The sequence below is a fragment of the Chitinophaga sp. genome, from assembly GCF_039596135.1.
Taxonomy (GTDB): Bacteria; Bacteroidota; Bacteroidia; order Chitinophagales; family Chitinophagaceae; genus Chitinophaga.
Genome location: NZ_JBCNKH010000021.1, coordinates 47,918 through 71,091, shown reverse-complemented (window position 1 = coordinate 71,091; position 23,174 = coordinate 47,918). Strand labels below are relative to the sequence as shown.

Here is a 23,174-nt window from a genome sequence, read left to right as displayed (position 1 = left end):
AAGTTTGACCATATGAATGATTATTATTTTTAAAAATTGTTTTTTATTCTTCAAAGGATGGTGGCCGTCTTCTCTTTCCTGCCCATGGAGTTATTATCCGTCCATTCACAGGTTGTTTCAGGCCTTTTGGTATGTCGAAAAATACTTCCATTTCCGCTGCGTTGGTTGTTTTGAGAGCAGGTTTTGGAGATGCTTTAGGTCCGGCTTTTGCCGCCGCTTTTGCTTTAGCTTCTGCTGCCGGTTTGGCTGCAGTTGCAGGAGTAGCAGCTTTCGTTTTGGAGCCCTTCCCGGCCTGGTTGCCATAAATAGCACCTTGCACCTGCGCATCAGTCGGCGTAATGATTTCATCCAGGAATTCGCCCGTGTACCGGTAGAAAAGAACGTCTGGCTGCTTATCCTCACCATAACTATAGTTAATACCTTTATGTACCCTTCTCTTGCCGCTTCCTGTATCCATTACAAAAGGCAACTTACTCTTCTTAATGGTCTTTTTTCCAACTACCTCCTCTTCATATCCAAACACTGCTGCACCACCTTGTTTGTTACCAGGTTCGGTTGTCCAGGTACCAGCATCACCCACAGCTCCATCAGCAGGTGCTACGACCACGACATGACCACTTTCCCCCGTTGGATTACTCCATGTCGCAATGATTAAATCACCCTTATTAGCCGCATCCTGGATGGTAGTCAGGTCAGTAATCTTTTCAAACTCAGATGCTCCCGCCAGGTAATTATACATCGCGTTGGCATTCTTATAATTCAGGTTATCCTTCCCCGTAAGTGCCACAAATACATAGTTGGTTCCAAAATTACATTTAGCTGGCTGCCCTTTTGCTTTATCCGTTTCATCATCCGCCAGAATATAAGCTACTGCATTGGCAATCGCCTTTTTCAGTTTCGCCGGATCCCCCGTATCATCTCCATTCGGATCACTATTCACTATCGGGTTATCATCAAATGCTACATAAGGACTCTGCGATGGCAACTTCCTGAACTCAGGATCTATACTAAACCATCTACCTACCCTCGCATCATATTCCCTGAACGTCGTTGCATAATTATCTCCGTCCCCAGCTATCTCATTATCTTTCTCCATACCGTTAAATCCATACCTGTAAGGTCCCCTCAGTGTAACAGACCGATCTGGCTGCATCATACCGTAAGAATAATAATCCTGTGCAGATGTCACTTCCGGTACAAAATAATCCACCGTCTGTGTATCTGCGCTGATCCCAATTTTCTTATCACTGATGGTAGCCATCACGTTTCCAAGATGATTGGTCAGCTCATAGAACCGCTCGCCACGCATCAGGCTATCCTGCTCTGGTATAGTAGTATCGCCGGTCAGCTCTACTTCAGGTTTCCACACTCCTACCCTGCCGGTTCCATACAAATTCTGCTCTGCCCATACCAGGCGGTTATCAGCAAAATTATAAGTTCCCATCACATTTCCTTTTACATCCCTTACATAGAACTCTTTTTTACCACCCGCATCTTTCCATAACCTGTTTCCACTTGCATCGTAACCAAACCTGATCGTGGATGTATCTTTGGTGATCTGTACTATCCGGCTATTCACATTCCAGTCTATCTTTTGTATTCCGCCCCAATTGTCTTTTACCAGGCGGCCATTTCTGTCATACGTATAGTTATTATCCTCCTGGTTATCCAGGTCCTCCTGATAGTTATCTTTATCCACATCATCTTTCACCTGCATTAACTGGTTGGTACCAGGTTTATAACCATATACCAGGTTATCCATCGCCAGTTTATCTGCTGTTCCATTTCTCAGGTAGGTCCTGATATTACCATTCGCATCATAACTCAATGCTTCTTTGTAAGCATCATGCGCATTCCAGCTGTTATTCACATTGTGCTGCCTTACCTGTACCAGCCGGTTGGCCTGATCATACGCATAGGCGTATCCTTTCACTGCACCACTATCCAGTGGCAGTAATGCCATTGAAGTATGACTAATGTTGCCGTTGAACAACTCATTGCCTACATCCAGTGTAGATGGATAAGCATATTTGTTGTCGAAAGAAGAGGATGCTATGACAGGTTTATAATCATTATTATAATACCCCAATGAGAACCCGATCACATCGCGTCCAAAATATTCAAAGGCGGTTCCTTTCTTACCATCCCCGGCCATATCCTGTTCTGCATTCAGCCCTACACTATTCAGCCCTTTATCCCAACCCTGCAGGGTATAAGCATAGTCAAGCCCCTGTACCTGGTACTGGCCCAGTTCCATACGGGCTACATTGCCATGCAGGTAGTATTTATATGCCACATCCCGCTGCCATACCAATCCATCCACACTGCTGGCAGCTTCTATTACCTTATTCTCTGCATCATACAGGTAGCGGTAATAGAACTGATCCATTTTACCCTGTTGGTAAATGACCTTATTCACATTGCCGCTCATCAGGTCATAGTCGTAATCCAGGCGCTTCATGCCCTGTCCCGGCATCACTGAATCCAGTGCTTTCATATCCTGCCACAAGGTTTGCACATTACCGATGATATCATAACTGAAATGGGTGGCTGTTTCATATTTACCATCACCGTCCACATCCTGGGTCACTGAAGCAAGGCGCTTACGCAGGTTTGTCTGTGCGATGTTCAACCCCGGCAGTGCGCCGTCATATACCTTCCTGATGATTTCTTTGTTCGTTCCTGCATTCAGCCATGCATCCACTTCTGCATTGTGCAGGGAATTTACATTTGCTATTGAGGCGCCTGTCTTTTCACCTGTTTCTATCAGCTGACTCAGGGAATCATATTTAAGATAGCCATACCTGTCACGCTCCCCACCATTCAAAGGATCCCGTTGCTCTGCTGTTTGCATAGCTACCTGTCTGCCCAACCTGTCAAACCAGTATTTGGTGGTATCTGCATCAGGTGTATACTCCTGCACGATATTGCCGGCTGAATTATATTGATAGGTAGTCGCCATTGTATGCAGTGGATATACAGGATCATGGTGCCGCATCCAGCTCAACCCGGATGGGTTCACTGTGGCCATTTCATAATTCTGTATCCTGTCTGTCACCCTGCTGGTATCCCGTCCTTCATTCATGGGTGTCCATATCAGCAGTCCACCTTCGTTTGCCGGCATCATACAGGTATTATCCCTGTTCAGTACCACTTCAGGGTAACGCAGTATCCTGTTGTAAAAACGGAACTGCTTCATATATCCATTGTAGTATTTCCAGCCGTTGTCGATCAATGCTGCGCCTAACCTGAACTCTTCTGTACCATCGGCCACCGGCGCACTACCCAGTGTATCTATCCTGCTGGTGAAGGTAAAGGCTACTGCCTTACCATTGATGTATACCTGGAACGGCTGTAAACCGGAACCCGTCGTATTCACAACTACATGCGCCCATTTGTCTACCTGCAGGAAACTACTGATGGCGGCAGTACTATATCCTGTCAATGTCTGGTACAAGGTATCAGGATAATAAGCTGGTTTGCGACCTATACGCAGGTACAGGTGATTGTTTTTCACAAAACAACTGATACCCCGCGTACCATTGAAGGCCGGAATGGTACGGGTACTATCTATATACCTTTCCGGTGCAGATACCGTTACCTCTTCTGAGAACAAAGGTTGATTGCCCGAATAGTCTTTTGCCGAGATCCAGTTTTCCACACTAAACCCGGAGCTCAGCCGGTTGCTCAGTAACGTGTTCATAGGTATATACCCACCGTTATTAAAACTCAACGTATCTGACACATCATAACATTCCGGTTTATTGTAAGGCCTGTCATGTTCTACCTGGGCTATCTGTTCTGCATTGAGCAATTGAACACCTGCCGGAGGTATGGTCTTTACCAGTAGTCCACTCTGATCGTAGTAATATAGTGTGTAGTGATATTCATACAGATCTCCCGTCATGCTCAACCTTGGCTGCACACTCATGCAGCGTGACAGGTAAATTTCCTGGTAATTATCTCTTACTGAATCAATGTATTCCTGGTAGGCAATACCCGCATTGATCAGTGCCAGGTTTAACTGTGAGCGCAGGCAGGCCAGTGAATCAATTTCCACTTCTATGACTGGTGAATGATTACATAGCCTGTAGTTTTCTGCATCTACCAGTGGCAATGCAGGGCCAAAGTTGTAATCCAGCCCACAGGAAATAGCTCCCGTTTGTGAGATATAAGTACCATCTACGGTTACATCAATTATAGTGCTGGATGGGAAACGTAATGAATCTACAAAGAAGCTCTTCAGTGAATTATAGCTTTCCCTGTAGCTAACCACGGGTACACCGATCGGTGAGCACCACTGCTGGCGTTTCATCTCAAAGTAGTACGCTACCAGTCTTGCATTCACACCATCAGGATATGCATTGCGGAAGGTAGTTACATAACCATCCATATTGCAGCAGTTCAGTGCTGATACCGGGCAGGCAAACACACTATCACCCGGTGTTAACCTGTTGTTACACACTATCGGCAAACTATCTTTCGGTTCCACTATTTTAATACCACACCTGCTGGCTGCATCCATATAAGCCGTATAACTCAGGTTACGACCCAGTTCAATATTGAGCCAGGTAGCCAGGTTTTGTCTGAACCTGGTTACAATTGTCGTATCTCCATTTGGATTCGCATAGTAATCCGGTTTGAACAACTGGAAGTGGTTATAAGCTGCTGTAAAGTCTGCACAGGGGATGTCTGAAGAATTACTCTCAGGTACACTGGTGGCACAATGACTGATGAAGTCCCAATACTCTGCATAAGTTAAGTTGAAATGTAAAGTCTGGTTCAGGTAGTTCGTCAGCAAGGTCTCACCTGCATTTGGATGGGCTACCTTAAATGTATCGATCAGTTTCGTAATGCTATCGCAGGTAATACAATATTTACAACGCAATGCATCGGGCAGGGTGGTTGGCAATAAAGAAGCAGGTACACATTCAGTGCCACCACATTTTTTCAATACGATGTCCAGGTCTGCCTGTGTCATTCTAAAACCTGTACCATATTTCTTTTTCATGAAGGCCAGCAAACCACCGCCACCACCTTTCTGTGCATATTCTGCCTGCAGTGCAGCCAGGTTTTCACAGGTACAGGCATCGAAACCAGTCGCTGTCACATTATTATCATTCTGCGCACCATATGGCAATGGACTGCTGATCAGCAATGCCGTACAACTGTCGTTCACTGCCTGTGGCCCAAGTACCCTTATGATGACGTCTTCAAAGCTGCTGTCGGGATTAGTGGTACCGGGTGCAATTGTACTCGCACCATAAGGATGTGTAAGATCACAACCCTTCTTACATACTTCTATCAGACCTTGCCTGAGGGCGTTATATTTTGTGGAGTCTGTACCATCTACCAGGTTTTCACAATTTTCAAGCGATGCCATCCAGCTATCTGCCTGTGCTTCACAGTTCTGCTGGCAGGCCTGTGCTACCTGTGCATTCAGCTGGCCATCCAGGCTATCTCTCAGTTCCTGCATGCTCTTGCTGGTCAGCTGTGTAGAGATATTATCTCCCGATACATCATCCATATACTGGCGGGTCTTGGATGCATACAATGCTTTGCGGGGATCACCGTTTGCATAATAATCCTTACATATCGTCATCACACTACCCAGCTGCTGATATGTATTGCAATCCGGATTTGTCAATGGATCGCATTCTGTAATCGCATAGCCAATGTAACAGTTCTTACAATTCTTAATCACAGGGTCACTGCTGTTTTGCCGAGCCAATGCCACCAGTTTTACTTTTTCCTGTGCATAGAAGTTTTTATACAACAACCACTCGAGGTTCTCATCCAGTCCGCCATTACAATCCAAAGGGCCTGTGCACTGCGCAAATGAACTGATAGTGCTATCACCGGCACAATATACCAGGTACTTAATCACCTGCATAATGTCTACATCACCGGCCTGCATATTCGTCTGAATCTTTTTGCTGTAGTGCTGCAGCGTACTTTTCATGGTGGCATACTGGCTGGCGCCTGCTCCACCTGTTGCAAAGAATGGATCTTTGTTCAGCAATGCATAGGCATCGTTCCGGTTCCACCAGCCAGAATCAGCTGCAATAGCCGGGTCTTCCGTCAGTGTTAGCAGCTCATCGAATTTTTTACTTTCGCTGATCATGCCACACCATTTATAGAAACAATATTCAGGATGATATTTTACCAGCGAAGCTGCCCATGAGGGTTCAAAACGCTGTATGAATTCACTCAATGATAAACTTTGCGGCGTCACCATCTCACCAGCATCATTCTGTACCATGGCTGCATTACCATCTCCATCTACATAATCGCTTACTGCATTATAATACCTGAGCACATTGATGGTATCTTCTTCCAGTGCCATATTTTCATCGTACAGTGCATATTGTCCACCGGGCGATACATCTGACAGTAATAACTGGTAGGTCTCATCACAGGGATTACCCTGCAGGTAGTCCGTACATTTATTTGCACAGTTATAATACAGGGAATCGTACAGGTTACCGGCAAACACTTTGTCATTATCATCAGGGTACATATCTTCTGCCTTCAACATGGCCAGGTACTTGTCTGTAAAAGATTCTTTTGTACCCAGTGCTGCCTTACAGGTGCTACAGTCATTGTAACAACCAGAAAAATCTGTCTTTGCAATGAAGTTACGTTTGAACTGGTCCAGTGTACTCACGCAGGTATTCTGCTTCAGGTAAGCACTGTCATAGTATTCCGCAGCAGCCTTGCTCGCCCGTAACTGGTAAGTGACCTGGTACTCCCCGATTGGTAAAGTAAGATCGAAGTTCCCGCTTATCTTTGGAGCGGTGGTGGCACAGCTGGTATCAATTCCACCCAGTGCCGCCGGTAAGTTAACCGTATGAATAGCAGTTCCACACTCATCTACTATTTGTATCAGCAGGTCATAATAGCAATCTGCACAAATATCGCGCGGATTATCTTCACAGGAAGCAGTCGTTACCGTTTGGGGATCGAATGAATAATTAAAGTGATAGTCTCCGGCCATGGGTATTACCAACGTATTACTGCTGGTAATCGTGAATGCGCCTGCATCGCGGGTGGTATTCTCCGGCTTTGCCAGGTCCTTACTCACTTTTGTAACATTATCAGTAGCACCAGGTAATGCATACAGGTTTGCAGGTTTGGGTCCCGCCATCGCTGAGGCGACCATATTCCCTCTTACATCTATGTAGGTAACCGTGATCTGTCCATTCTGATCCAATAAAAAGTTCTTGGCATAGTGCGCTGCATTACCAGCCTCTGAGCCAAACAACCTGTCCAGTTCCACTGCATCAGGTGAGGAATAGTAATAACGGGTAGTATGCCCTCTGCCCGGTTGCAGGGTTTCACCCATATTACCAGTCTCCCTTACACGACCGGTATTGTCCGGTGTATATACTGTGGCTGAAAAAGGATACCCACCGGCATCTGCTACATACTTGTGAAAAAAGTCGTTTGTAAATGGACTATTTGCGCTATAATACCGGCCTGCGCCTGACGTATCAGAGATCGCCTGCGGCATTACATTACAGGTATCTCCTTCTGCCGCCATGTCCTTATAGGAATAAGGAATGCCCTGCCTGTTCAGCGTCATCCGCGGAAAGAAATGCAGCGAGCTATCCATTTCAGGGCTGGGGGCCACTACTACACCCTGCCTTCCCATTACATCATAAATGGTTTCCTGTACCACTGCCCTGTTTTTGGAATTGTCCAGGGTTACAAGCTGCCTGCTCTTCAGGTTACCATCAAAGTAGGTGATGACATCCCTGTGCTTGCCCTCTTCTGCATACTGGCCTATGAACTGGTAGTTCATACCTGCTGCATGATCTTCGTTCAACCTGATAATGCTCTGACCTTCGGCACCATCTGTACCATAAGCTTTGTAGGTCCAGTCTCCTTCTTCCCTTTCTCCTGTCAGGTTATTATCACGTGCACCACGCACACGGTATAATATATACCCGGATGGATAGGGATTATTCAATAAATATTCTTTTGCTGTGGTCGTGATCCTGGAACTATTATTTCTGAAAGCCATTTCCATCTCCGCCTGGGAAAGTGTAGCCTGGGCAAGCGTTTTGCCTACGATGCTGGAGTCTTCATAAAATGTCCATTCCAGGTCATAATACTCCGCACCGGGATAATCATAATTAACCATCCAGTTGATGCGAACCTGGTGCCCACTATTCTCTAATGCGTAACGGGTAATGTCGCTGTTCGCCGTGGAAAAGAAGAACTTTCTTTCCAGGAAGATTTCATTCTTCACCCTGAATACAGCAGGCAAACTATCCTGTCCGCCCAGCTCGGGACTTGAGATTTTATTAATCTTCACGCGCACGTTATAACCGCCCTCAAAGTAATACATGGCTACGCCTTTGTAAATACTCCCTGCTGTGGTATCGTAGGCCACAGACAGTTCCAGGCCATTCAGGTCGTGCGCGGCATGATCTTTATCTTCATAGTGCACATCGAATTTCAGCGTGGTATGGAATGGGCGCCCATAGTAATAGATGCCGGTATCCTGCCGCAACTCGAAGGTGATGATGTTTTTTACAGAAAGGTCTGTTTCCCTTTTTGCCCAGGTAGCAGCATCTGCATACACAGGGTCTATGGTACGGCACGAATCATTGGCTTTCAGCCTGCCGGTGATCGTCTGCACATACTTCTCCTGTGCATGCACACCGGTTTGCCAGCAGCTTAGTATCGCCATACACAACAGTACCCGTAGTAACGTTTTAACAAACATAAGTATAGGTTGATGGGATGTCTTATAATTGGTTTATGAGGGTATAATTTTTATAACCTGCCTGAAGCGCCACCTCGCGGCCGGTTATACGTATATACCTTTTGTCATTATACTGATCAGTGGTTGCTGCAGGCACCTTATAATCGTACACGATCTCTACGATCACAGGCTCTGTCGCACTCTGTGCCGGATCTATTACCCGCATCCATATACTATTGATCAGGTAAGTAGCAGGATCGTACTGGATATTACAGGCCAGTATGTCTGCATCCGGCAGTTCAGACAGTTCCAGCCAGGTGGCATTGCCCCGCATTACCTTTTGCATCCGCACACCGGTTACCTTCATCGCTTCCAGCAAACCACCCACATCTGAGAGTACATGCTGCATTTTATCTCCCTTCGTATTGGGATTCGTGACTACCACCAGTTTATCATCATTATCAATGGTAAGCAGGTACTGCGGGGTCTTTAAAATCTCCACAGCGCCTACCTTTGCGTAGTAATGGTCTTTTTGCAGATGACACACCGCATTCAGCTGATCGATTAGTTGGGAAGGCGACTTAGCACTGTACATCTTTAGTTTAGCTTTATAGTGCATGTCAGTGATCTTCCCGTATTTTGTACAGAGCTGCTGCATATCTTTCCAGGCCATATCCTGCGCTAATACAGGACAAACAGGCCACAGCAGTATCAACAACCATAATATTCTGCGTTTCATCTTTAACGTTTTTTGTAATAGCTACGGGTTTCCTTCATGGTCATAATTCCTTTTTCGGTTTCACGCTTTATCCTGATCAACCCACCTTCATCATCATATTCATACAGGAGGGCAAAGTTGTTCTCATCCAGCTCTGCCATCATTAAGTCAGGGTTTGAAGGCATGAATACATAAGTGGTGAGGTGACTATTGAACGGTTGTACACGTACATCGTCAAACCAGGCCTCGCCGCCCTTCGGATCAATGGTCAGCAGGAATTGTTGTGCATTGTCAGGAACGATAAAGGATACTTCCACTTTGCGCCAGCCCTCTATCTGTACACCTGCACGCTGCGACACTGCGATTGGTTGCAAACTGGTATTGGTACCTATCTGCAATACACCGGTGGTATTCGCAGTTACATTGCTGCTCTTTACCCATACACTGGCTATGTACATCTTATTGGCTGTGGGGTAAAAGGCAGGATAAGTATTGTTTGCTGAAGCTGTAAAACGGCCTTTAGCATCAAATGAACTGAAACTACCGGTACTGAATGGAGCTGGAATTTCCCGCTTCAGGGTCACCGGTTTACTGATCTTCAAACTGTATTTTCCGGTATGGGCATAGGTCTGATCTGGTGCTATACCATGCCATACTTCCCGCTTAAAATCGAAGTGACCTTCTATGCGGCAGCTGTCAGGCCATACGCCACAAATCTTTTCAAACTGGTAGTCTTCAAAACCATCGTAACCTATTTCGTGATAAGCTGCATTGGCTGATACTGCCACGGGCTTCGTATTCCCATACCCATACACAACACCTGCGTAGACATTGATGGCATTCTTCGTTTCCAGCTCCTTGCCTTTTGTATTGTATTTTGAATTCTCACTGGTATAGATCCAACGTTCATCCTTTGATGGACCGGCTGCTACGTAAAGACCCGCGCTTGCATCGTATTGCCAGAAAGGCGTGAAGTCTGCATAGTATCCACTGTTTCTTAAATCTGTTGCTCCTTTCGCTTTGTTCAGTTCATTCACTTCAGTTTTTCTATCTACCTTGTAAATGTAGTTCTGCCATTGGCGCCAGTTGCCCAGCATGTTTGTAGTATAAGGATTCACCACACTACCCAGCAGCGTAGGGCAATCAGGTACGATGGTACAACCCTGTCCATCCAGTGAGATATCTTTAAATTCATGTTTGACTAACTGTACCTTTTCTCCATTGCTATTATTATAACCAAACGTACCATTACAACCACAACTATCGCCTGTATTATACCGGGTATTCCCATCATAGTACCCGGTAGTACCATCGCTGTTCAGCCATGGATAACCGTTAATCGCATCATTCAGGTAAGGATGTACATCGCGCAACACCAGGATATAAGACCCAAGTGTGATGGTATCACCATCGTTGAAATAGAAATACTTCTCTCCACACTTCATCCTGTACCGTGGATGGTTTACATAAAAGCGCAGATCAGCAGATTGTGATTGCTTGAAGAACGGCTCTGAGAAATAAGCAGACAAAGGATAAGAACCACTCAGCAAGCCGAAGCTGCGGTGCTTATCAATAATGCTCTTTAAAGAAATATTGCTGTTCCTGCCTTTGAATATATATTGCTCATTCAGCAACTGCCTGTTGGCCGATGTGAGGTAAGTACTATTATAAGGTAATGTAGGATCTGCTATTGCAAAGAGGAACCCGGTGATGTACGACAACGGACAGGTCAGGTTCATACTATCCTGTGCTGGTGGTACCACATTGATTTCCCGCAGCGATACCGGCCACTCTTCCCTGAATGTATTGGTCGTGGCATTGATAATCCGGGAGAATGCACCTATATCTATCCTGCCTGATTTAATAGGATTGCGCAGGGCGGAAATAGTTCCCAGCATGGCGGTAGAAATATTGCGATGCCCGGATCGTATAATCCGCAACGATGCACTATTGTAGGCCACAAATTCCCCGTATTTATCTATCAGTTTCAGCTGACCATCACTACCCTTCATTACCCATGCCTGCTGCGTTCCATTGAGATCGATGACCTCATCGCCGGGGAATAAGATACCTGCTGGCACACTGGTCAGGAACCGGCCTGTGGTATCAGTGCTGACATTTTTGATCACCACATCTATATTCTGAAATGCCTGCGACATACCATTGTACGCCCAATATGCGGGGTAAGTGAAGTTGTACACCGCATCGTCGAACTCATTTTGTTCCTTTGTAAGCAAAGGCTCGCCGGTAGCCGGATCCCATGCCATCAGCTCTGTCGTAATACTGGAACCATCCTGTGTTTTGACAGATTTATATAGGATGCCGCTACGCTGCACCAGCTTTACAGTACTCGCAGAGCGATACTCCCTGTAATCCTGGTTGAAACCTACCCCCGGAAATACATAGGCTCCGGGGAAGAACACTATCGGGAAACTACCAAAACTCAACCGGAGACTACCGCCAATATTCTGGGTATACTGTTCCCGCATATCGCTGAACATTTCTATATCTACCCCTACCGAAGCATCCTGCAGGGAACCATCTGATCTTACTAACAGTACATTATTATCCAATTGCTTTCCACCCGTTTCATTCACCGTCTTGTAAAAGTATTTCGTACTGCTCATCGGGCTTGTAGTACCCCGCTTATAGAAAGCCTCACTCTTTGGCTTACCATGCATATCATTCACTTCAATGCTGTATCCCTGCGTAAGCACTACACCTGATTTGAATTTCATTTTCAGGAAATTAAGCAGCGGGTTGGGTTTATACTGCTTGGCATCAATTGGCAAACTGTTGACTATTGTCGGGAAATCTTTAGCGGTGTAAAACTCACTTACATTATAGCCATTCAGGTTTCTATTGCCATCCTGCCCCACATTATACACCGTCACCTTGCTATACCCTACATTACCCGGTGGAAAATAAGATTCACCCAGCGGTGCTTCCATGTAATAGTGATCACTTAATCCTAATGGATTACCCTTCTTTGTATAAGGGAAAGGCTGACGGAAAGGATTCTCATCGTTCCCGATCATTGGCTCGTAAGCAGCCACACCACTGGAAATTGCAATATCCTGCCCATTATAACTGGTAGTAGTGGTATAATTATAATCCTGACCATAAGCGGCGTCTTCGCCTGTACCGGACATTGACTTCCAGCTATTCACCATTCTCAGGCTCTTTACACGACTACCACCGCCCAGCTTCGCAAATGAAGGGCTATTTAATCTCACCCAGGAGCGGGACAGGTCTATCTTGTCTCCAAATTTCTTTCTGGCAGCGCGGGTATTGAAGCTTTCTACCAGTTCTGACAACTGTGACACTGCTGTGATCAGTGACCTGATAACAGCCTGAAAATCGCCCTGATCAGTAGTTTCAGAATTCGGATATGCATACAATGGCAGGTTCATACGCAGAAACTGCCAGGCAGCATTTGCTGCCGGATGCGCACCGTCTAGCGTTTGCAACTCAACCGCCGCCGTGGTATTGTCTACCATAGAGATATTGGTGATAGTGCCATAACCCGGTACATATTCATAGTGCCCGGCATTATCAAGGTTCACATATAACCTGTAATACAGGTTCGTCATGCCTTCAAAATACCGGTACTTCATCTCTGCCAGGCTCGATACCGCTTGTGGCAATTTGATGAGTAACTTTCGTGCACCGATCAATCCCGAATTCTGTCCGATGTTGTCAATCCCTTTCACAAAGCACATCTGCTGTGCACGTTTATCCTGCACATACGCATAGTCATCTGCTTCATAATCTATTTTGATATGCCCACCGGCGGGTAACTCAATATCATTGAGTTGCCACATGGAGGCATAAGCATCTGCTTTTGTTTTGTCCTGTATGGTATAAGGGAACTCATCATTGTTCAGTGCGCCTTCATTGCCCAGGTAATCTTTGTAGGTACCCCAGCGGTCAGTTTGCTTATGACCATATTTCACAACAGCACCATTGATGGTTTGCTGGTAATTGAATTTATAAGGCTGCAACATACCCTTCCCATTCCTGCCGAAAGTGAAGTACATCTTCTTCAGCGTAAGCTTCCCTTTCTGCTCATTGATGTTCACCCCATCTTTCATCACTGCCTTACCAGAGTTATTGGTCACACCGGGGCAGGAAGAATAATCATATTCAAAGTGAACGGTTTTAACAGGAACAGCAGCCGTGCCATTTTGCTTCAGGTCTGCCTTGGAGTACAGTTCAATCCTGTCCAGGTAACGTTGATGATGATCTGTATCAATACCACCTGTATTGTCCTTTACACCCATGCCATCTTCACGGTCGCCCAATATGAACAGGGCAACCATCGTTCTGCCTTCTATTGAATGCGTGTACCAGATCTCTTTCGTACCATATACATAGCTGGCCCTGTCATCGCGCTTATCACTCCGCATGTTTTCATTGTAGTTCGCTTTATCCTTATCAAATGGGGTACGCCAGCCAAATACACCAGGCTGCCTGGTATAATTAAATTTAACAGCCGTACCTAAATCATCATCACTGATACCATTACCGGTTACATCTACATAATCACCACTCACCATACCGGTGAGCAGAAAGGAATGCGCATATGCAGGCATGATATCCTTGCTGTAATAGCCATCCCGGCCCTGGTTATTGGCAGCACTGGCATCCTGACTGGAATAACCTGCTAACCCGGTATTACGATCTCCCTTTGCAGGGTCTACACTAAAAGAAACTTCTTCCTGGTAAGTATTATAGGCAGGAATGCCGTAGATATACCTGGCTCCATTGTTATCCAGCACGGTAACCTGCGACATATGGTGCGCTTTCGCATTTGTATTGACACGGCTGATGTTTTCAATACGGCTATCATCGCATGCCAGCACCAGCGTATTGGATGGATAGCTCTTAATCGTCTTATCTAATCCATATACATTGGCTTCTGTAGCAGTGAGATAACTGAATACAGATTGTCGTGTTTCCCGTTTGGTTCTCTTCACTGCCTGTGAAATAGGCACAGTGCCTGACTTTGTTTTCCACTGTGCCAATGCACGGGTTTTTTCCCCACTTAAACTGGTGTTGATACCTGCCACTCCTTCCTTCTGGAAGGTGGTATAGTAACCTGTATCCATTTCAGATTTCTCACCTGAGCGTTTAAAATACGCTGGTTCAAACACCGGGTTCGCATCATCAGCAGCCTGAAAATCGCCCTTACTACGGTAATCATTATCCGATTCCCACTTATTGGTCCTGGTGGTCAATGACTGACCATTCAAATCCACACCAGCCTGAAAATAGGCACCGGCACCCACTTCCACACCAAGTGATACGTCTGCATTTTTATCCTCCGTCTTCGGATCAAAAAAGATACCGCTGCCATTTCTAAACACACGAAACTGCCCTGAAGCAGACTGATTGCTCACACTGAACAAATCGTAAGTAGGCACAGGCAATGGCAGGTAAGGCAACTGGTCATTATAGGGCATATCTTTTTCCCTGTTAAAGTCCATGAGACCATTGATATCGCTCTTGCCTTTTTCAGCATGCAGAAACCCATATGCTTTGTGAGACGCACGCTTGTTAGCAACCGTTTGTTTAATATAATAACCGGTAAAACCCAATTTGCCATATACCCCCATCACTGCAGGGCCAAGACTGCCGCTCAATGTATAAGATTGATTGTTGAATGCGATGGTACTACTGGGCGTATAAGCAGGTGATGCAAAATTGAAAGCAGTTTCTGTGGAGGAAATTTCCTTCCCCATATAATCTGCACTGGCGCTCAGCGTTAACCCTTTTATACCGGAACGGGAATTGTAAGAAGAACCTACTGATAAGCCGGGAGACACATCTTTGGTTTCCCCACTCTTTACCTGCATAGAGAAGTTGACATTAGCATTTACATCTACGCCTGACTGTGAGTTGGAGTTCAACCCTACCGTCATGGAGCCGGAACCATTGTTGGTGAGACCAATGGTCGCATTCACACCCACTTCCGCACCATAGCCCCGGTAAGTGTTTTTAAAAATACCTGCGTTCAGTGAGATCTTTGCTTTACCAAAACCAAAGAATTCCGGACTGGCTACCAGTTTTAAACCGGCAGTGGTATTCTGCTTCATGTTGAATTCCTTTATCACCGGGTCTCCATCAAAATCGTCGGGAATACCTCTCATCTGCCGGTTTATCACACCGGGGTTCAGGGACCATCCTAATCCCACCCAGCTGGCTTCATCGTCCATACCACTACCTGAGTGATAGGCCATATTGATAGGGTAACCATCTATGCTTACCAAAGGAATACTATAATCAAAATCGCCGGAGAAAAGGTCTACCAGGTTATCTGTACCTGCTGGTGTAAATCCCTTCATCTCAGGCTGTGAGGGCCCTGTGGTCAATGCGTATACAGCATTGGACAGGAGTAGCTGTGTTCCCAGCACAAAAAGCAGGAACATCGCTATCGATTTTTTATATCGTAAAATGCGATTCATCTTGATTGGGTTATAATTGGGGAATATGGTCAAGGTCTGCACGCCTGAAAGAGAAAGACCTCGTTGCCAATCCAAATACCTTATCAGTATACACAAAGTGGAAATCGGGCATTTCCTGCACTGACTTTTCGAACACCACTATAAACTCATTGTTATACCGGTTGGCACCAGCTATCTTCTGGTAAAACACACAGGGCACTGTGTCTTTCCTGTCAGTTACCAGCATCAGGTCGTTCTGCATACTAAAGTTGAGGTAATTCAGGGTATCGCCTGCCGGCTTATACACATTGTTCATGATGGAAAACCGGAAGTACATAAAGCTGTCGTACTTTGCCTTTTCCTGTTCAAAGGCAGTAGCAGAAAGGTTGTTCCCATTCACAGATAGTACCTGCAAATCAGATGGAATGTATTGCAGCTGGATATGATTGTCCATGATATCCTGCTCCTGGGTAATGCCGTTGCCCGGGTCATTTACATAGGTTAAAAGATCTTTTGGAGCTGTATTTCGATGGCAGGAACCAAAAGCCATCACACATGCCAATAAAACTGGCAGGCTGGTACAGTATTTCATAGGTAAATGTCTTTTTTAGTTGTCCTGATAAATGAAGCGCATGATCAGCTCCTGCTTATCAGCATTCTTGATTTTTAATAAGTATTGTTTACCGCTGATTAAGCCAGTGGGTTTAATTTCTGCTTTATTATGACCGGCATGCATCTGCACACGGGGTAGTTTTTTCAGACTGTTTTCCGGGTTGGCCAGGTCAACTATTTCATATTGCAGCTGACTGTTGTTGTAATAGTTGGTAAAGGCAAAACGAACTATACCATCTGTTACAATGTAAAAGTTCTTGTTCCCTTCCACAGTCAGTTCCCTGAAAGAGCCTCCCTGCAGAGTATCCAGCGTATCGTCGCATTGTATCCTGAATGTCCATATTTCGGAACTGGAAATCAGGGTGCTGCCGCTATACACGGTTACCTGCCACGCGTATTCCTGGTCCTTTACTAAATCAGGAGAGGTAACCGGATAGTTAATATGTTGCTGGCGCAACTCTCCTTTATTGATAACAGGGCGGTTGTTTGCAATTGCGGCTTCAGGCGTTTCGTTATCGCCTTTCGGCACTACTACAAGGCGATAGCGCATACTGTTCACAAATGGCATGGGTGGTTGCCAGCTGAAAGCGGGACGAACATTACAAATTTCTGCACCATTGTACGGGTCGATCAGCAACAGTGGAGTAGCGGGCTGTAATGCCTGCTGAAAACAGTTTTCATAGATCAGGGGTGGCATACTCGGTTTCACATCAGGCACACTCAGCTCAAAGCAGTATTCATATTCCCCTTCAGGAAAACGGCCTGACTGACTAAGTAAGGCAGCGGCAGCACTTTCGCCGAACCGGATGCTGGCACTGCGCATCACACCTTTATTCAGGGTATTCACACCGGGGTGTACGGTCAGCGAAGGAATCAGAATGCTCACTACACCGGCGTTATTCCCGTCTTTTACAGTGATCTTAAACGCACCGGCTACTTCACCACCGGTATTCACGATCTGGGCCAGGGACAATCCATCAAGGGTTTGCCCGTTGATGGCGGGTTGATAGTTGATCAGCACCTGGGCATGGAGCAGGCTGCCGGCCAACATGGCTAGGATTAATAAGGTGTACTTCATATAAGGGATTATAGGCTATATTTTATGCTAACATTGGCTGTCACAGGCTCTCCATAGTAACTGGCAGACGCCTGTATGTTCAGCTTTACATCTATATAAAAACTTGTTTCTATTTTTTTATGAATGGTGGCAGATACGCTCTGGCGGCCACCTACCTGTTTTACATATCCCCTGATGCTGTTATAATTGAGCGATGAGCTCAGGCTTACATTGTCTCCCGCCTTGTAACTGATACCCATATCCGAATTGAAGTTGGTATTCATATAAGCAATGATGGAAGGATCAATTGCGTAAGAATAGGTATTGTTCCAATACACCAGGTTGTTGCCCAGCGTAATACTCTGCAAACTGGTCAGTGTAAGGGTTTTGGACGACAATGCTGTAAACTGCGCGTACCGGGAAGTATTGTATATCGTGTTTATATTATTGCGATAAAAGGTGGTACCCAACATCTTTTGCAGGTTCAGGTTTACCGTGATCATGTCCGAAGCGTTCTGTAAAATACGTTGCCCATTACGCTTTTGAATGCCGCGGGTGGGTTGGTACTTCACACTGATCTGCTGGCCGTTTTTTAATTTCAGTCCCAGGTCTACCAGATGACTGAAATTCCACCAGGTGCTGGATGGCAGGGTGGTATAATGATATTGACGAATGTTTGTACGGGCATTGATGGTAAATTTCTTCTTCCATACTTTTTTGACCTGTAGGATACCGGTATTGGAACCCCTGCTTAAAAAGGGATTTCCGGGGTTATAATAGCCTGAAGCCACATGTGTGAGCGCTGCGGTCACATTCAGCCCTTCGTCCTTAAAATTGCCAGTATATTTAATATCTGCGGCCAGTCCCTGCGACAGGTTACTACCACTGATTAAATTATGAAATGCACTACGCCGGGTGGATGAATCTATTTCATAAACAGCGTCTTTGTAAACTGCGGAAGAACGGGACAATTCAATTTCTACTGCCGAGGAGCCACCTATTTCAAAACGGTTACTCAATCCAATGACCATGGTGTTCTTTTGTGGTACTTCCAGGGTAGTGCCATTACTATAACTTTTGGTCTGGCGGAAGTTGAAAAATGAGAAATGAAGGTGATTATCCGTGATGGCACCCTTCCCCATTCTGAAGCCCATGGCGGTATGGTCGTTATTGTACAGGGAAGTAAACAAAGCCCTGTCATAAATGCTGTTCAGGTCCTGCTCTTTTCCCATCATGAGAAACAGATAGCGTTTCTTCTTTGTCAGGATTTCAATACTGGCACCATTCGTAAGGTAATTATATAAGGATAACGAGCTTAATGAAATTGTATGCTGACCAATGTTTAATTTCTCAATACTCATGAGCAGCTCTTCAAAACCGGAGAGCGGCAGGTTTTGCTGCGCCAGCTCCTTGACAGAAGCAGGTTTACTCATCAACTGGTCGTATTGTTTTTTTCTTTGGACAGTTTCAGCATTGAGTTTCTTCTGCAGGTCAGCGAGGTTATACTTTGATTGTAAATCCCTGTATTGGTTGTACATGCCGACCAGTTTATAGTAGGCAGTGATTTCCTTTTGCAGGTCGGCCATTTGCGCTTTGTCTGCACCAGATTCCTGCAGCTGCTTTAGTTTCGCTTCTTTTTCCCTGATGGCTTTGGCATAGGCGGCGGACAGCAGGGAACGGAAAATGCTGTTGACATCAGTATTATTGGTATAGTCCTTTAGTGTGTCAAGCGCGGGAATGTTTTTGGCGGCCGTGTTTTTATAATCATGCAGCAGGCTGTCCATGCGGTTACGGATACCAGCTTCCGCCTTTTGTTTCATGGATTGCAGCAGGGAATCTTTCGGCACTAGCTGGTCGATGCTCAGGTGATCCTGCAATTGTTTTCTGTAACTATCCAGGTAAGCCTGTTTGTCGAATTTAATGCTGAAGGTATTTTTAGCGGAATGACCATCCATATAGAGGTCCTGGTGAAGGAACCCTACATTCAGCGGCATTTTGGAAACCGTAGCCACGCCACTTACCTGTGCGTTGTTCAGGTAATAATACCCCCCTGCAAAGTAGGTCTGCTCCAACAATCCTTCGTTGGAGATGGTTACCTTGTCGAATGAAACGGTTGGCTTTACGGGCAATGCCAGGCTATCCGGCCGTTTCAGGCCAGGTAAATGAAAATCATGTTTTACGGGTTTTAATAAACTATCTGTTTCTACAACTGGTTGTACAAATGATTCGGCCTGCGATCTAACAATGCTATCAGTACGATGTCCCTGGGAATATCCTCTAACACTAACGAAACAACAATAGCTAATAATTATGAAACCTGTGCACATGGGTTTAAACAATGCGCTACATCTCTGCATTTTATAGGTATCGGGTCTGTTTTAACTATAGAACAAACATATATTATTTATTTAAATAAATATTATAAATCATCAATGCTTAACATAGATATTATTCAATCTATATTCATTTTCAACAGGTTAGTTATTTTAAAGGGTAATAATCATTAACTTGCAGGAGTAATATTTATAATCCCAAAATGATGTTAACATGCCAAAATTTGTCATCGAACGGGAAATTCCCGGGGCGGGAAAACTGACCCCTGCGCAATTGCAGGGTATTTCACAAACGTCATGTAATGTATTGCGAGAGCTGGGCCCACAGATTCAGTGGGTACAGAGTTATGTGACGGGAGATAAGATTTTTTGTATTTACATTTCACCGGATGAAGAAACGATCAGGGAACATGCAAGAAAGGGCGGGTTTCCGGCGAATGCGGTCCATCAGGTTGAAGCGGTGATTGATCCCACCACAGCGGAATGAAAGTGAAAAAGGCGGTAAAATTTATCGCCTTTTTTATTTCCTAAACATATGTTAAAATGTAAAATCAGTCCTTTTCTTCACACAAAGGGGGTAGAAAATCGCTCATTTGGGCATAAAAAAAACTCCCGGGAAACAATCCCGGGAGTTTTTATTGGAAAACATTTCTATCAACTATGGCTATATTAATTAAGCCTCTGATTTTTCGGATTTGTTACTTTTTGAGTTCTTTAAAGTAAAAACCAGTTTCTGATTTTCCTTATCCAGATCAGCAATCAGTACATCTCCGTTGTGAATATTCATATTCAGGATCTCTTCAGCTAAAGGATCTTCCAGGTATTTCTGGATGGCCCTGTGCAGTGGGCGGGCGCCGAACTGTTGGTCGTAGCCTTTTTCTGCAAGGAATCCTTTCGCTTCGTCTGTCAGTTCCAGGCTGAAGCCCAGGTTTTCCAGGCGTTTCAGTACGCTCTGCATAGTAATATCTATGATAGTATAGATATGTTCTTTGCTCAGGGAGTTGAATATGATTACATCATCGATACGGTTCAGGAACTCAGGAGAGAAGGTACGTTTCAGTGCTTTTTCGATCACTGATTTGGTATTTTCTTCTTCGCTGTTTGATTTTGCGCTGGTAGTGAAACCTACACCTGCACCGAAATCTTTCAGTTGACGCACCCCAATGTTGGAGGTCATGATGATCAATGTATTCTTGAAGTCTACCTTACGGCCCAGGCCATCGGTGAGGATACCATCGTCCAGCACCTGCAGCAGGATATTGTAAATATCCGGGTGTGCTTTTTCGATTTCATCCAGCAGGATTACGGAGTAAGGTTTACGGCGAACTTTTTCAGTCAGCTGACCGCCTTCTTCATAACCTACATATCCTGGAGGCGCACCGATCAGGCGGCTTACGGAGAATTTCTCCATGTATTCACTCATGTCTATACGGATCAGGGAATCTTCTGAATCGAACATATAGCGTGCGAGTGACTTAGCCAGCTCAGTTTTACCAACCCCTGTAGGACCGAGGAAGATGAAAGTACCGATTGGTTTCTTAGGATCTTTCAGACCTACGCGGTTACGCTGAATGGCTTTTGTTACTTTGGTGATGGCTTCGTCCTGACCTACTACTGCACCTTTCAGGTCTTCGCCCATGCGGCGCAGTTTTTCGGTTTCGGCCTGTACCATACGTTTTACAGGGATGCCTGTCATCATGCTCACGACTTCGGCGATTGCCTCTTCATCGATTGGGTAGCGTTTGTGTTTCACTTCTTCTTCCCAAACTGCTTTTGCACGTTCCAGGTCTTCTCCCAGTTTCTTTTCAGTATCGCGCAGGGCGGCAGCTTCTTCAAAACGCTGGCTCTTCACGACTTTATTTTTTTCCTGCTTGATATCTTCGATCTGTTTTTCCAGGTCGAGGATGTTCTGCGGAACATTGATGTTCTTGAGGTGTACACGGGCGCCTACTTCATCCAGTACGTCGATAGCCTTGTCTGGTAGTAGTCGGTCTGTCATGTAGCGGTCGCTTAGTTTTACGCACGCTTCAATGGCATCATCAGAATAACTTACGTTGTGATACTCTTCATATCTTGGTTTGATATTGTTGAGGATCTGTATTGTTTCCTCCACGGTTGGAGGGTCTACCATTACTTTCTGGAAACGGCGGTCAAGTGCACCATCTTTTTCGATGTACATGCGGTATTCATCCAGGGTGGATGCACCGATGCACTGAAGTTCTCCACGAGCCAGGGCTGGTTTGAAGATGTTGGAAGCATCCAGGGAACCTGAAGCACCACCTGCACCTACGATCGTGTGAATTTCATCAATGAACAGGATCACGTCTCTGTTTTTCTCCAGTTCGTTCATGATGGCTTTCATCCTTTCCTCGAACTGGCCACGGTATTTAGTACCGGCTACCAGTGCGGCGAGGTCGAGGCTAACAACACGTTTGTCAAACAATACGCGCGATACCTTACGCTGCACAATGCGCAGCGCCAGGCCCTCTACGATAGCGGTTTTACCCACTCCCGGTTCACCGATCAGGATCGGATTATTCTTTTTACGGCGGGATAATATTTGCGATACACGCTCAATTTCCTGCTCGCGACCTACAATTGGGTCAAGGCTGCCGCTCTCGGCCAGCTTAGTGATATCCCGGCCGAAATTGTCCAGCACAGGCGTTTTTGACTTCGTATTGGTCTGTTTGGCCTTAGAGGCAAAACTTTTACGCTCATCTTCAAATTCTTCCTCTCCTGGATCGTCAAATTCTGCTTTAGGGTCAGAAGACTTTACGAAGCCCAGCTCGTTTTTAAAAGTGTCGTAATCCACGTCAAACTGTTGTAAGATTTGTGTACAAACGTTTTCTTTATTCTTGAGGATAGAAAGCATTAAGTGCTCCGTTTCCACGGTGGGACTTTTCAGTGCCTTTGCTTCGAGCACCGTAACACGGATTACTTTCTCTGCCTGCCTTGTAAGCGGGAGGCTATTGATATTGGCGATATTTTTTCCTGTCTTATCTTTTACGGCCAACTCAACCTCCTTACGTAGTTCATAAAGGTCTACATTCAAGGCCTGCAGAATTTTAACAGCTGTCCCTTCCCCCTCTCGGATAATGCCTAGCAGCAGGTGTTCTGTGCCGATGAAATCATTCCCCAAGCGTAGAGCTTCCTCTCTGCTAAACGAAATAATCTCCTTTACTTGCGGTGAAAAATTCTGGTCCATTGTGAGAATATTAAATTATTAAAACCCTTACCGGGACTTGCTTATACAATATTAGCAAATAATTTTGATTTACCTTTACCCTAACACTTT

At 45.3% G+C, this 23,174-nt stretch carries 8 protein-coding genes; 1 reads left to right on the top strand and 7 read right to left on the bottom strand.

The features are described from left to right. Window positions 1-43: 43 nt before the first annotated feature. Genes ABDW16_RS14595 through ABDW16_RS14570 form a run of 6 tightly spaced genes read right to left on the bottom strand, consistent with a single transcriptional unit; the run spans window position 44 to window position 19,873 of the window. Window positions 44-8,734: a LamG-like jellyroll fold domain-containing protein gene (locus ABDW16_RS14595; protein ID WP_343670655.1), complete on the bottom strand. Its 8,691-nt coding sequence runs from the start codon at window positions 8,732-8,734 to the stop codon at window positions 44-46. 22 nt (window positions 8,735-8,756) lie between these two features. Then, complete coding sequence (locus ABDW16_RS14590) at window positions 8,757-9,452, bottom strand: hypothetical protein (protein WP_343670653.1); 696 nt, start codon at window positions 9,450-9,452, stop codon at window positions 8,757-8,759. Window positions 9,453-9,454: 2 nt separating this feature from the next. Beyond that, window positions 9,455-15,898 (bottom strand): hypothetical protein, encoded by a 6,444-nt coding sequence (locus tag ABDW16_RS14585; RefSeq protein WP_343670652.1) that lies wholly within the window; start codon window positions 15,896-15,898, stop codon window positions 9,455-9,457. A 10-nt stretch (window positions 15,899-15,908) separates the two neighbouring features. Continuing rightward, window positions 15,909-16,469: a hypothetical protein gene (locus ABDW16_RS14580; protein WP_343670651.1), complete on the bottom strand. Its 561-nt coding sequence runs from the start codon at window positions 16,467-16,469 to the stop codon at window positions 15,909-15,911. Between the two features lie 15 nt (window positions 16,470-16,484). Next, window positions 16,485-17,567: a hypothetical protein gene (locus tag ABDW16_RS14575; RefSeq protein ID WP_343670649.1), complete on the bottom strand. Its 1,083-nt coding sequence runs from the start codon at window positions 17,565-17,567 to the stop codon at window positions 16,485-16,487. A gap of 8 nt (window positions 17,568-17,575) precedes the next feature. After that, window positions 17,576-19,873 carry a hypothetical protein gene (locus ABDW16_RS14570; protein WP_343670648.1) on the bottom strand — a complete coding sequence of 766 codons (2,298 nt, stop codon included), beginning with the start codon at window positions 19,871-19,873 and terminating at the stop codon, window positions 17,576-17,578. A gap of 220 nt (window positions 19,874-20,093) precedes the next feature. Between ABDW16_RS14570 and ABDW16_RS14565 the strand changes: the two genes are divergently transcribed. Then, on the top strand, window positions 20,094-20,366 hold the full coding sequence (locus ABDW16_RS14565; protein WP_343670647.1) for a DUF4242 domain-containing protein: 273 nt from the start codon (window positions 20,094-20,096) through the stop codon (window positions 20,364-20,366). Between the two features lie 186 nt (window positions 20,367-20,552). Here the strand turns inward: ABDW16_RS14565 and ABDW16_RS14560 are convergent, their stop codons facing one another. Beyond that, on the bottom strand, window positions 20,553-23,084 hold the full coding sequence (locus ABDW16_RS14560; protein WP_343670646.1) for an ATP-dependent Clp protease ATP-binding subunit: 2,532 nt from the start codon (window positions 23,082-23,084) through the stop codon (window positions 20,553-20,555). Between the last annotated feature and the right edge of the window lie 90 nt (window positions 23,085-23,174).

What these genes read in the sequence shown, in the direction of transcription:
- ABDW16_RS14595 (WP_343670655.1), bottom strand. Translation starts at nt 8,734, where the DNA reads ATGTTTGTTAAAACGTTACTACGGGTACTGTTGTGTATGGCGATACTA.
- ABDW16_RS14590 (WP_343670653.1), bottom strand. Translation starts at nt 9,452, where the DNA reads ATGAAACGCAGAATATTATGGTTGTTGATACTGCTGTGGCCTGTTTGT.
- ABDW16_RS14585 (WP_343670652.1), bottom strand. Translation starts at nt 15,898, where the DNA reads ATGAATCGCATTTTACGATATAAAAAATCGATAGCGATGTTCCTGCTT.
- ABDW16_RS14580 (WP_343670651.1), bottom strand. Translation starts at nt 16,469, where the DNA reads ATGAAATACTGTACCAGCCTGCCAGTTTTATTGGCATGTGTGATGGCT.
- ABDW16_RS14575 (WP_343670649.1), bottom strand. Translation starts at nt 17,567, where the DNA reads ATGAAGTACACCTTATTAATCCTAGCCATGTTGGCCGGCAGCCTGCTC.
- ABDW16_RS14570 (WP_343670648.1), bottom strand. Translation starts at nt 19,873, where the DNA reads ATGTGCACAGGTTTCATAATTATTAGCTATTGTTGTTTCGTTAGTGTT.
- ABDW16_RS14565 (WP_343670647.1), top strand. Translation starts at nt 20,094, where the DNA reads ATGCCAAAATTTGTCATCGAACGGGAAATTCCCGGGGCGGGAAAACTG.
- ABDW16_RS14560 (WP_343670646.1), bottom strand. Translation starts at nt 23,084, where the DNA reads ATGGACCAGAATTTTTCACCGCAAGTAAAGGAGATTATTTCGTTTAGC.